Source organism: Mycobacterium sp. E3198 (genome assembly GCF_001667015.1).
GTDB lineage: Bacteria > Actinomycetota > Actinomycetes > Mycobacteriales > Mycobacteriaceae > Mycobacterium.
Window position 1 is genome coordinate 1 of sequence record NZ_LZIS01000018.1, and the last position, 12542, is coordinate 12542.

General features: G+C 69.6%; 10 protein-coding genes. 6 read left to right on the plus strand and 4 right to left on the minus strand.

The window, feature by feature from the left end:
- From A5673_RS03065 to A5673_RS03075, 3 genes are all read left to right on the plus strand, one after another.
- The coding region (locus tag A5673_RS03065) for an Ig-like domain-containing protein (protein WP_068227034.1) at positions 1–842 on the plus strand (842 nt) is incomplete at its 5' end.
- A gap of 113 nt (positions 843–955) precedes the next feature.
- Positions 956–1543, plus strand: a complete 588-nt coding sequence (locus A5673_RS03070; RefSeq protein WP_068227035.1) for a TetR/AcrR family transcriptional regulator — start codon at positions 956–958, stop codon at positions 1541–1543.
- Positions 1540–3789, plus strand: coding sequence for a molybdopterin-dependent oxidoreductase (locus tag A5673_RS03075; protein WP_068227036.1), 2250 nt, complete (start codon positions 1540–1542; stop codon positions 3787–3789). The genes A5673_RS03070 and A5673_RS03075 overlap by 4 nt, the downstream gene beginning before the upstream one ends.
- A gap of 45 nt (positions 3790–3834) precedes the next feature.
- On the opposite strand, the gene A5673_RS03080 is transcribed toward A5673_RS03075, so the two are convergent.
- A complete protein-coding gene (locus A5673_RS03080; protein ID WP_068227037.1) occupies positions 3835–5811 on the minus strand; it encodes a M13 family metallopeptidase in 1977 nt (658 codons plus the stop codon).
- Positions 5812–5853: 42 nt separating this feature from the next.
- Between A5673_RS03080 and A5673_RS03085 the strand changes: the two genes are divergently transcribed.
- Both A5673_RS03085 and A5673_RS03090 read left to right on the plus strand, forming a co-directional pair.
- Entirely contained in the window at positions 5854–6504 is a 651-nt protein-coding gene (locus A5673_RS03085) for a hypothetical protein (protein ID WP_068227038.1), read from the plus strand.
- Positions 6501–7190, plus strand: coding sequence for a hypothetical protein (locus A5673_RS03090; protein WP_068227039.1), 690 nt, complete (start codon positions 6501–6503; stop codon positions 7188–7190). The genes A5673_RS03085 and A5673_RS03090 overlap by 4 nt, the downstream gene beginning before the upstream one ends.
- A gap of 4 nt (positions 7191–7194) precedes the next feature.
- Here the strand turns inward: A5673_RS03090 and A5673_RS03095 are convergent, their stop codons facing one another.
- Together A5673_RS03095 and A5673_RS03100 are read right to left on the minus strand one after the other, a co-directional pair.
- A complete protein-coding gene (locus A5673_RS03095) occupies positions 7195–7725 on the minus strand; it encodes a hypothetical protein (RefSeq protein WP_068227040.1) in 531 nt (176 codons plus the stop codon).
- Complete coding sequence (locus tag A5673_RS03100; protein ID WP_068227041.1) at positions 7722–10739, minus strand: efflux RND transporter permease subunit; 3018 nt, start codon at positions 10737–10739, stop codon at positions 7722–7724. The genes A5673_RS03095 and A5673_RS03100 overlap by 4 nt, the downstream gene beginning before the upstream one ends.
- Before the next feature lie 322 nt (positions 10740–11061).
- Between A5673_RS03100 and A5673_RS03105 the strand changes: the two genes are divergently transcribed.
- The gene (locus A5673_RS03105; protein ID WP_068227042.1) at positions 11062–11598 is read left to right on the plus strand and encodes a hemophore; all 537 of its coding nucleotides are present in this window, start codon (positions 11062–11064) and stop codon (positions 11596–11598) included.
- Positions 11599–11840: 242 nt separating this feature from the next.
- Here the strand turns inward: A5673_RS03105 and A5673_RS03110 are convergent.
- Positions 11841–12542: YbhN family protein (locus A5673_RS03110; protein ID WP_156747812.1), on the minus strand; the 702-nt coding region annotated here is incomplete at its 5' end.

The following is a 12542-nucleotide window of genomic DNA, read 5'->3' on the forward strand; positions in this document are numbered from 1 at the left end:
CGCCCGCGCCGCCGCCGGCGCCGCCGCCGCTCGCGCCGCCGCCACCGCCGCCCTGGAATCCCTTCCCGGGCGCGCAACCCGCGGCGTCGGGTCCCGCCGCCGGGCAGAACCCCACGGCGTTCACCGGCACCCCGCCGTTCGGGCCGCCGTCGTTCGTGCCGAAACCCGGCTCGACGGTGGGCGTCGGTCAGCCGATCATCATCAACTTCCCTGGGACCGTCGAGGACGCCGGCGCCGCCATCGACGCCGTGCACGTGAATTCCACCCCGCCCGTGCCGGGCAAGTTCTACTGGATGACCCCGACCCAGCTGCGCTGGCGCCCGCTGAGCTTCTGGCCCGCCCACACCGCGGTGACCGTCGACGCCGGCGGCACCGTGATGAGCTTCCAGACCGGGGACACCCTGATCGCCACGGCCGATGACGCCACGCATCAACTGACCATCACCCGTAACGGCACCGTGGAGAAGACCTTCCCGATGTCGATGGGCATGACGTCCGGTAACCACCAGACGCCCAATGGCACCTACTACGTGCAGGACAAGAAGGTGTCGGTGGTGATGGACTCTTCGACCTACGGGGTCCCGGTCAACTCGACCTACGGCTACAAGGTGACGGTGGAGGACGCGGTCCGCTTCGACAACGTCGGCGACTACGTGCACAGCGCGCCCTGGTCGGTGGACGACCAGGGCAAGCGCGACGTCAGCCATGGCTGCATCAACATCAGCCCGTCCAACGCGAGGTGGTTCTTCGACAACTTCGGCCCCGGGGACCCGATCGTCGTGAAGAACTCCAGCGGCGGCGACTACAAGAAGAACGACGGCTCCGCCGACTGGATGAACTAGCGCTCTAACGCCGCGCAGACGCAAAATCGCCCATTCCGGCCTGGAATAGGGCGATTTTGTGTCTTTTCGCGAGAGTGTTCCCCTGAGTCAGGGTTATGTATAGCATCATACATATGCGTAGCCCCCGCGAGCGGATGGTGGTGTCCGCCGCCCTGCTGATCAGGGAGCGCGGCGCGCATGCCACCGCCATCTCGGACGTCCTCGAGCACAGCGGCGCGCCGCGCGGGTCGGCCTATCACTACTTTCCGGGCGGGCGGACCCAGCTGCTCTGCGAGGCCGTCGACTACGCGGGCGAGCACGTCGCCGCCGTCATCGCCGAGGCCGCCGGCAGCCTCGAACTGCTGGACACGCTGATCGACAAGTACCGCCGACAGCTCCTCGAGACCGACTTTCGCGCCGGGTGTCCCGTCGTGGCGGTCTCCGTCGAAGCGGGCGACGGGTCCGATCGCGAACGCATGGCTCCGGTGGTCGAGCGCGCCGCGGCGGTGTTCGACCGCTGGTCCGACCTGATCGCCCAGCGCTTCATCGCCGACGGCATCGCGGCCGACCGCGCCCGCGAGTTCGCGGTGCTGGCGACCTCGGCACTGGAGGGGGCGATCGTCCTGGCCCGGGTGCGGCGCGACCTCACGCCCCTCGATGCCGTTCGCCGCCAGCTGCATCGACTGCTCGAGGCCGAGCTCTCCGAAGGGAATTCGCGATGACCACCACTGACTGGCAGCCGACCGCCTGCATCCTGTGCGAATGCAACTGCGGGATCGTCGTGCAGGTCGAGGACGGCCGGCTGGCCCGCATCCGGGGCGACAAGGCGCACCCCGGGTCGCAGGGGTACACCTGCAACAAGGCGCTGCGCCTGGACCACTACCAGAACAACCGCGCCCGCCTGAGGGTGCCGATGCGCCGCCGCGCCGACGGGACCTTCGAGGAGATCGACTGGGACACCGCGATTGTCGAGATCGCCGAGGGGTTCAAGCACATCCGCGACACCTACGGCGGGGACAAGATCTTCTACTACGGCGGGGGTGGGCAGGGCAACCATCTGGGCGGCGCCTACAGCGGCGCGTTCCTGAAGGCCCTCGGTTCGCGCTACCGGTCAAATGCGTTGGCGCAGGAGAAGACCGGCGAGGCCTGGGTGGACGCGCACCTCTATGGCGGTCACACGCGGGGTGAGTTCGAGCACGCCGAGGTATCGGTGTTCGTGGGGAAGAACCCGTGGATGTCGCAGAGTTTTCCGCGGGCCCGGGTGGTGCTCAACGAGATCGCCAAGGACCCGGCCAGGTCGATGATCGTGATCGATCCCGTCGTCACCGACACCGCGAAGATGTCCGACTTCCATCTGCGGGTGCGACCGGGGACCGACGCGTGGTGCCTGGCGGCCCTGTCCGGCGTCCTCGTCCAGGAAAACCTCTGCAACGAAGCATTTCTCGCCGAGCACGTGCGCGGCGCCGACGCCGTGCGCACCGCGCTGCGCGAGGTCCCGGTCGCCGACTACGCGCAGCGCTGCGGCGTCGACGAGGAGCTGCTGCGCGCGGCCGCGCGGCGCATCGCCGCCGCCGCCAGCGTCGCGGTGTTCGAGGACCTCGGGGTTCAGCAGGCACCCAACAGCACCCTGTGCTCCTACCTCAACAAGCTGCTGTGGATCCTCACCGGCAATTTCGCGAAAAGGGGCGGCCAGCACCTGCATTCGTCGTTCGCCCCGCTGTTCAGCCAGGTCACCGGGCGCACCCCCGTCACGGGCGCGCCCGTCATCGCCGGGCTGATACCCAGCAACGTGGTGCCCGAGGAGATCCTGACCGACCACCCGGACCGCTTCCGGGCGATGATCGTCGAGAGCAGCAATCCCGCCCACTCGCTGGCCAACTCGGCCGCTTGCCGCGAGGCCTTCGCCGCGCTGGAACTGATGGTGGTCGTGGACGTCGCGATGACCGAGACCGCGCGGCTCGCCCACTACGTGCTGCCGGCGGCGTCGCAGTTCGAGAAGCCGGAGGCCACCTTCTTCAACTTCGAGTTCCCCGCCAACACCTTCCAGTTGCGCCGCCCGCTGCTGCCGCCGCTGCCCGGCACGCTGCCCGAACCCGAGATCTGGGCGCGGCTGGTGCGCGCGCTCGGCGTGCTCGACGACGCCGAGCTGCGCCCGCTGCGCGAGGCCGCGCAGAACGGCCGGCAGGCCTACGCCGAGGCGTTCCTGACCGCCGTGGCCTCGAATCCGACTGTGGCGAAGCTGGTTCCGTACGTGCTCTACGAGACGCTGGGGCCGACGCTGCCCGACGGGCTGGCCGGCGCGGCCGCCGCGTGGGGGCTGGCCCAGAAGACCGCGATGGCCTACCCCGAGGCCGTCCGGCGGGCCGGCCACGCCGACGGCAACGCGCTGTTCGACGCGATCCTGTCCAGCCCGTCGGGCGTCACGTTCACCCGGCACGAATACGAGGACGACTTCGCGCTGATCGGCCACCCCGACCGCAAGATCGCCCTGGAAATCCCCGAAATGCTGTCCGACCTAAGGGCTTTGGCCGCGGCGCCGCCCCGGCTGACCACCGCCGAGTTCCCGATCGTGCTGTCCGTCGGCGAGCGGCGCGCCTACACCGCCAACGACATCTTCCGCGACCCGTCCTGGCGCAAACGCGACGCCGACGGGGCGCTGCGCGTCAGCGTGGAAGACGCCCAGGCCCTGGGGCTGGCCGACGGGCAACGGGCCCGAATCAGCACCGCGGCCGGCAGCGCCGAGGTGGCCGTCGAGATCACCGAGACCATGCTGGCCGGGCATGCGGCCCTGCCCAACGGTTTTGGCCTCGACTACGTCGACGCCGACGGCAACACCGTCGTCCCGGGGGTCGCACCCAACGCGCTCACCTCGACGGAATGGCGCGACCCCTACGCCGGCACGCCGTGGCACAAGCACGTGCCCGCGCGGATCGAGGCGTGCCGAGAAGACGCAAAATCGCGCGCGTAACGAGCAGATTGTGCGATTTTGCGTCTTCTCGCGCTGGAAGGTGGCCTAGTTCCAGATGCGGACGCGCCGCTCGGGGTCCAGGTACAGGGCGTCGCCCTCGGTGACGTCGAAGGCGTCGTAGAAGGCGTCCATGTTGCGGACGACCCCGTTGCAGCGGAACTCCGGCGGTGAATGCGGGTCCACCGCCAACCGCCGGATCGCCTCGGCGTCACGGGATTTGGTGCGCCACACCTGGGCCCAGCCGTAGAACACGCGTTGCACGCCGGTGAGCCCGTCGATGACCGGGGCGGGTGCGCCGTTCAGTGACAGCTGGTAGGCCAGCAGCGCAATGGACAACCCGCCGAGGTCGCCGATGTTCTCGCCGACGGTGAACGCGCCGTTGACGTGGTACGCACCGTCGAGCGCCCTGGGCGTATAGGCGTCGTACTGCTCGATCAGCGCCTTGGTGCGGGCGCCGAACTCGACGCGGTCGTCGTCGGTCCACCAGTCGATCAGGTTGCCGTCGCCGTCGTACTTGGCGCCCTGGTCGTCGAATCCGTGCCCGATCTCGTGGCCGATCACCGACCCGATCCCGCCGTAGTTGGCGGCGTCGTCGGCCTCGGCGTCGAAGAATGGCGGCTGCAAAATGGCTGCCGGGAAAACGATTTCGTTCATCCCCGGGTTGTAGTAGGCGTTGACGGTTTGCGGCGTCATGAACCACTCATCGCGGTCCACCGGGCCGCCCAGCTTGGCCAGCTCGCGGTCGTGGTTGACCGCGTACCCGCGTTGGTAGTTGCCGTACAGGTCGTTGCGGTCGATCACCAGCGCCGAGTAGTCCCGCCACTTCGCCGGGTAGCCGACCTTGGCGGTGAACTTCTCCAGCTTGGTCAGCGCGCGCTCGCGGGTCTGCGGCGTCATCCAGTCCAGCTCGCTGATGGACAGGCGGTACGCCGACTTCAGGTTGTCCACCAGGGCGTCGATGCGGGCCTTGGCGCCCGGCGGGAAATGCCGCTGCACGTAAAGCTTTCCGACGGCGTCACCCAGCAGGCCCTCCACCAGCGACACAGCCCGCTTCCAGCGCTCGCGGATCTGCTCGGCGCCGGTCAGCAGGCGACCGTAGAATTCGAAGTCCGCGGCGACGAGGTCGTCGGTCAACCAGGCCGCGCGGGCGCGGATCACCCGCCAGCGCGCCCAGCGCTTCCAGTCCTCGAGGTCTTCGCTGTTCCACAGCGCGGCGAACGCGGTCAGGTAGTCCGGTTGGCGCACAACCACTTCCGCGAGGGCGTCGGGGGAGCCGCCCAGCGCGGCGGCCCAGCCGGCCCAGTCGAAGCCCTCCGCCTCGTCCCGTAGCCCGGCGAAGGCGCGCAGGTTGTAGGTGAGGTCGGCGTCGCGGCGCTTGACCACGTCCCAGTGCGCGGCCGCGAGTTTGCTCTCCAGCGCGACGATCCGGGCCGCGGTGTCGGCGTGGTCGCCGCCGAAGACGAGGCGGAACATCCGCGCGATGTGTGCCGGGTAGGCGGCCAGGACGGCGGCGTGCTGCTCCTCGCGGAAGTACGACTCGTCGGGCAGACCGATGCCCGACTGCGAGAAGTGCACCAGGTAGCGTGCCGAGTTCTTGGCGTCGGTGTCCACGTAGAACGCGACGCCGCCGCCGACGCCGGTGCGCTGCAGGGCGCCGAGGACGGCGGCCAGGGCGGCCGGATCCGCGCAGTCGTCGATCAGGGCCAGCTCGTCCAGCAGGGGCGCCAGGCCCCGACGTTCGACGGCCTGCTCGTCGAGGAAGCTGGAGTAGAGGTCACCGATGCGCTGTTCGTCAGTGCCCGCCGCGACGCCCTGCCGGCCGGCCTCCTCGATCAGGTCGCGCACCTGCTCCTCGGCGCGGTCGTAAAGCGCCCGGAACGCACCGTCGGTCGCCCGGTCCGGGGGAATCTCGTAGTCGGCCAGCCAGCGGCCGTTGACATGGCCGAACAGGTCGTCTTGGGGGCGGGCGTTCGCGTCGACAAAACTCAGGTCGACGCCCGATCGGATGGCCTCTACAGTCACCCCGCCATCTTTCCATCTTCTTTTGGATGCAACGATCGGCCCATGTCAGACGACGAAGACGACGTCGAACCCGCCGACGAGGTCGATGCGGAAGACGACGTCGACTCCGATGACGTCCCCCAGCCCGAACCGTCGACGCCCCGGGTCTTCTCGCCCTACGGCGTCGCGTCGACCGTGCTCGGCTTGTTGGCGGTGGCGGCCGTGGTGTTGGGCTACTTCATCTGGTCCGCTCACCGCGACGAGCTGGTCGAGCGCAGCTACCTGACCCGCGTCATGCAGACCGCCGCTGAGTGGACCGGCGTGCTGATCAACATGAACAGCGGCAACATCGACGCCAGCTTGCAGAAGCTGCACGACGGCACGGTCGGCGAGCTCAACACCGACTTCGATGCGGCCGTGCAGCCGTACCGGCAGGTGGTGCAGAAGCTGCAGTCGCAGAGCGCCGGCCGGATCGAGGCGGTGGCGATCGAAACGGTGCACCGAGACCTGGACACCCAGCCTGGTGTCTCGAGGCCGGTGGTGACCACCAAGCTGCCGCCGTTTGCCACCCGGACGGACTCGGTGATGGTGGTCGCGACGTCGGTCAGCGAGAACGTCGGAGCCAAACCGCAGGTGGTGCACTGGAACCTGCGGCTGGACGTGTCCAACGTGGACGGCAAGCTGATGATCTCCGAGCTGGGATCCATCCGATGAGAAACATCTGGCGACTGCTGGCCTTCGACATCCTGGCTCCGCTGGCCGCCATCGCCGCCCTGCTGGCGATCGGGATGGTCCTGGGCTGGCCGCTGTGGTGGGTGTCCGGGTGTACGGCGCTGCTGGTGCTGATCGCCGAGGGCGTGGGCGTCAACTTCTGGCTGCTGCGCCGAGATTCGGTCAGCCTCGGCACCGACGACGACGCGCCCGGGCTGCGGTTGGCCGTGGTGCTGCTGTGCGCGGCCGCCCTGTGCGCGGCGGTGCTGACCGGCTACACGCACTGGACGCGGCCGGACCGCGACTTCAGGAAGGACTCCCGGGAGGTGGTCCAGGTCGCCACGGGGATGGCCGAGGCGATGGCGTCGTTCACGCCGAGCGCCCCGACGAGCTCCATCGACCGGGCCGCGGCGATGATGCTGCCCGAGCAGGCGGACGCCTTCCGCGACCAGTACAAGAAGTCCAGCGCCGATCTGGCTCGGCACAACGTCACGGCGCAGGCCGCGACGCTGGCGGCCGGAGTCGAGGCGCTCGGGCCGTCGGTGGCCAGCGTGGCGGTGATCCTGCGGGTGACGCAGACCGCGCCCGGCCAGCCGCCCAGTCAGGTCGCTCCCGCCCTGCGGGTGACCCTGGCGAAGAAGGGCGGCACCTGGCTGGTGGCGGACGTGCGGCCGCTCAATTCCCGGTGATCAGTTATTCGGTCGGCCGCGTGGACTTCACCTTGACGAATCGATCGGACAGGCGGCGCATCCGGATCATCAGCGCGGACGTCGGGCTGATGCTGCCGTCGAGGTAGGTGCCCAGGTCGTCCGGCGAGACCCCGATGCGCGACGCGAATTCCTGTTCGCCCAGGCCCGACCGGTCGATCAGCAGCCGCACGTGGCGGGCCACCTCGGCGCGTTCGTTGGCCTCCAGGTGGGTCCGGGCGCGCTCCAGCACCTCCCAGAGGGCCTTGGAGATGCCCGACGGCCGCGTCCCCTCGAGGACCTCCTCGACCTGGCGGGCGGTTCGGCCGTACGGGTCGCGCTTCAGCGCGGCGGCGATGCGCTTCCAGGTGGCGATGTCACCGCCCTGCAGGGCCGACCGGATGGCGGCCGTCGGCCAGAACTCCACCGGCTGGTCCGGGTCGCCGACGGGCCCGACGGGTCCGCCGTTGGGCCCGCGCTGGTCGCCGGCGGGCCGCTGGGGTGGCGGCGCCGGACGTCGCTCGGATGCCAACGTCACCTCGCCTCCTCCAGCATCGCTACGGCCACCGACAGGCAGCGCTGCTTGACATCTTCCCAGTCTGCCCTGGCGTCGGGTTCCGACCACTGGTCGTCGCTGAAATCGGAAGGGTGCGGATCCGCGAGCCGGCGGACTAGCTGCGTTGCCATCCATTCCTGCCTGGACGTCTGACAACGGTAGTAGCTGTCCACGCCGGCCAGCACCTCCGCGGCGGTCTCGGGCTCGACGGTGTCCACCATGTCTGCAAAATCGGCGTAATCGCGGCTGCTGTTACGGCACATGATCAGGTAGCTCTTGAGCCGCAGCGCCTCCGCGCCGGTCGGGACGAGCAGCCGGTCGCCGGTGGGCAGCTGCACGTTGGTGGTCTCCACCGGGCTGCGCCGCTCGTATCTCGGCGGCCCGCAGTCGTCCACGTCGGTCTGAAGCGCGTCGATGGCGACCGACAGCCGCCCGCGCCACAGCGTGACCGGGTGCACCGGGCGGTCCCCCGCGATCGCGCGGGCGATGCCGTTGCGCGACGCGAGGCCGCCGACCAGCTTCTTGGCGGCCGAGTGACCGTTGCTGCCGTTCTTGGCGGCCGGGCCGGCCCCGTTTCCCGCGTCGTCGTCGATGTTGACCTGGTGGGGAATCTGCCCGGGGCCGAGGCCGCGGCTGTCCGCGGGGTCTTGCGCCGCCGTGCCGTTGCGCCCGCACCCGGTGAAGGCCAGCGGGTCGGCGACGCAAATGGCATCGGGCGCAAGGTGTTTGAGCTTCGCGGCCGACTTCAGCACCATGCGCAGATCGGCGCTGGGCGCCGTGAGCGCCGAGATGTCGTCGGGGATGACCACGACGTCACCGAGGTCGACCTCGGGCAGCGGCCGGTCGAAGTCGACCGACGGCAACACGCGGCGCAGCCAGCCGGGCAGCCACCAGTTCCACTGGGCGAACATCGCCATCAGCGCGGGGACCAGGACCAGCCGCACCACCGTGGCGTCCACCGCGATCGCGACGGCGCACGCCACGCCGATCTCGGCGACCAACGGCATGCCGGCGAACGCAAAGCCGATGAACACCGCGATCATGATCAGGGCGGCGCTGGTGATGGTCCGGGCGCTGGTGCTCACGCCGTAGGCGACCGCGTCGCGGGTGTTCCCGGAGTGCAGGAACCGCTCGCGGATGCGGGTCAGCAGGAAGATCTCGTAGTCCATCGACAGCCCGAACGTCATCGCCAGCACCAGCGGGGGCACGGTGCTGTCGATCGAGCTGATGTGGGCGAAACCGAGGCCCTGCAACCAGCCCCACTGGAAAACCATCACCAGGCTGCCGTAGGCGGCGGCGACCGACAGCAACGTCATCAACACGCCCTTGAGCGCCAGGAACACCGAGTGAATGGAGACCAGCAGCATCACGAACGCGATCACCGCCACGAAGAGCAGCACGAACGGCTCGGTCTGCGACACCCTGTCGTCGAAGTCCTTGATCAGCGCGGTCGGGCCGCCCACGTCGACCCGCGCCGTCCCCGGGTCGGGGATCTTGGGGAGCTGCGTGCGCATCCAGCCGACGGTGTCGCGCGCCTTCATGTCCTCGGGATCCACCGACAACACCGCGGACACCAGGGCGCTGCCGTTGTCCTCGGCGAATTGCGGCGGCGACACCGAGACGATGTTGGGCGCCTGCGTCATCTTCTGGCGGATCGCGGCGACCGTCTGGCTGTGCTCGGGTGAGGACGCGCCACCGTCGGGAAAGCTGATCAGCACCCGGATCGGACCCAGCGCCCCCGGCCCGAGCGCCTGGGCCGCCGCGCCGACGCCGGCGCGGACCTCGTGGGACGAGTCGAACTGGCGTAGCAGGCTGTTGCCGAGCACCATCGACCCCGCCGGCACGGCCATGATGAGCAGCACCACCGCCGCCGCGGCCGCCGACGCCCACGGCCGGCGCATCACCCAGCCGATCCACCGATTCCAGAACCGGGACTGCGTGCCCTCGGGCTGACGCGACCAGTGAAAGAGGCGTGAGCGCTTGGCGGCCGCCCGCCCGAACGTCGCCAGCACCGCCGGCGTCAGGGTCGCCGCCGACAGCATGGCGACGGCGACGGCCATGATCGCGCCGGTGGCCATCGACTTCAGCGCCGGGGTGTTGATGATGTAGATGCCGGTCAGGGAGGCGACGACGGTCATCCCCGACAGCACGACCGCGAGCCCGGAGGTGGCCATGGCGGCGTCCACGGCCTGGTCCGGTCGGCGGCCCGCGCGCAGTTCCTCGCGGAAACGCATCAGGATGAACAACGAATAGTCGACGGCCAGCGCGATGCCGAACATCGACACCGTCGACGTCACGAACACGGACATGGTGGTGTACGCGGACAGCAGGTAGACCAGCCCCATCGTGACGATGACGGTGCAGGCGCCGAGGGCCAGCGGGATCGTCGCGGCGGCCAGCGAACCGAACACCGCCAGCAGGACGATCAGGATGATCGGCAGGTTCCACTTTTCGGCGGCGGCGATGTCGTGCTTGGTGTTCGCCGCCGCGGCGGCGGACAGCGCGCCCTGCCCGATGACGTACAGCCGGACCCGGCCGTTGGCGGTCTGGCCCGACTGGTCACCCTTGACGCCGACCTTCTGTTGCAGTTGCTTGGCGAGGTCGCTGGTGCCGGCGTTGCGCGCGTCCAGCCGCAGCGACACCACGTAGGGACGGTCGGGCTGCGGCGGCCGCTGGGTGGGGTTGGGCACCTCGGTGACGCCGGGGAACTCGCCGGCGACCTGCCGCAGCATCGCGACCGCGTCGTTGATGTCTTGGTAACTGGCGTCCGGGCGGGGGGCCGCCACCAGCGCCAACGAGGATGCGCCCTGGTCGTGGTAGAGGTCCTCGAGCTGGTCGTGGACCGCCAGGGACTGGGAGCCGGCCACCTCGAAACCGCCACCGGTGAGGTTCCCCGACTGCGACATGGCGAGATACACCGCCGGCACCAATGCCAGCAACCAGCCTGTGAAGACCAACCAGCGGTACTTACGCAGGCTGCGGCTGATGCGCATCATGAACTGCTGGATTTCTTCACTCCCCGGGCTCTCGCGCAATGCGTGCAGGCGAGAATACCGCAGCCGGCTGTGGATTATGTCGGCTTATCTAGTTCCTGAGCTGCACAGACACGGATGTTGCGAAGACGCCACCCAGTCGTTGCGAACCGGTGACCAAGCGGGATTTCCGTCACACGCGCTAGCAGCGGTGATGGGGGCGATGGCAGGATGTCGGATGGCCGTGCGGGCTATGGGGAAAGCCGCCGATCAAGCGCCATCTAGTGCAGTCGTTTGCAAGGTGTTCGGACCCGCGCGCACCTCGCAAACGCCGAAGGGGTTAACCATGACGACAGGCACCGCGTCCAGGCGCCGCAGACTTCTCGCCGGGCTGATCGCCGCCGCCGTGCCCGGCGCCGCCTTCGCCGTCCTCGCCGGGCCGCCCGCCACGGGCGCCAACGACCCGTGCGCGGCCAGCGAAGTCGCGCGCACGATCGGTGCGGTCTCGAAGTCCATGGGCGACTACCTGGACTCGCACCCCGAGACCAACCAGGCGATGACGACGATGCTGCAGCAGCAGGCCGGGCCGCAATCCTTCACCGGGCTGAAGTCCTACTTCGAGGCCAACCCCAAGGTTGCCGGCGACATGACGTCGCTTGCGCAGCCGTTGACCAACATCTCGATGCAGTGCAAGCTGCCGATCACGATCCCGCAGGCGATGGGGATGATGCAGCAGGCGCAGGGCGCGGCCGGCGGCCTTCCGGGTGGGCTGCCCGCGCTGCCCGCCAACCCCGCGGGCTCCGCGCCCGCCGGCGGCGCCCCGGGCGGCACGCTGCCCGGCGTCACCGTGGGCGGCGCGCCCAAGGCGACTAACGCCGGCTGAATATTGTCGGCGGGTACACCGTGTGTGCACGGCCAAGCGCCCGATCAGCCGGCGGGGTTGAAGCCCCGCCGTTGAGTGTGAAGCCTGGGCTTTGACGGTGAAGCGTGGGCGCTCATCCCGCCCCAATCCCGCCGTGAACTCACGCCGAACGCCGTGAGTTCACACTCTGCGGCTGGTGAAGCGGCCGCCCCATCGGGGCTGAAGCCCCGCGACCGAACACCGTCGGCTAACCCCGAAGCCGGCTAACCGCCTCGGTCGGGCCGCCGCTCGGGGGGCGGCAACGGGCCCTGCAGGGCGGTCTCGGTCGGGTCGACGGCCGGGTCGAGGCGCACCACCGGCAGCGGGCCGGTGATGGGCTCGTCGCACTCGGAGTCGGCGGTGTTCTCGGTGCGGAACACGAAGAAGAACACCACCCAGCCGACAGCGGAGATGAGTAGCCAGCTGATCAGCCGGTAGATCAGCATGGCCGAAATGGCGTTCGGCAACGACATCCCGCTGGACACCAGGCCGGGCACCAGCACCGCCTCCACCACCAGCAGCCCGCCCGGCATCAGCGGTATCGTGCCGACGGCGCGGGCGGCCGCGTAGGCGACCGTCAGCCCGGCCACCGACGCGTGGTCGCCGGCGGCGTACGCGGCGAAGCCGAGGCAGGCCACGTCGGCGATCCAGTTGAACATCGACCAGCTGAACGCGACGCCCAGGTCGCGGCGGCCCAGGCTCACCGATTCGAGCTGGGTGAGGGTTTCGCGCCATCGGTCCAGGCCGGTGTCGGCCGGCTTGCCCCGCACGGAGTTGAACCACGACAACACCCGGCTGCCGATGCCCTCGATCAGCTCCGGCCGCGACGCCACCGCCTGGGCCAGCAGCAGCAGCGCGACGAAGCCGCCCAGCGTGAACAGCAGCGTGAACGGGTTGTTCTTGGCGCCGAGGAACAACGCCCCGCC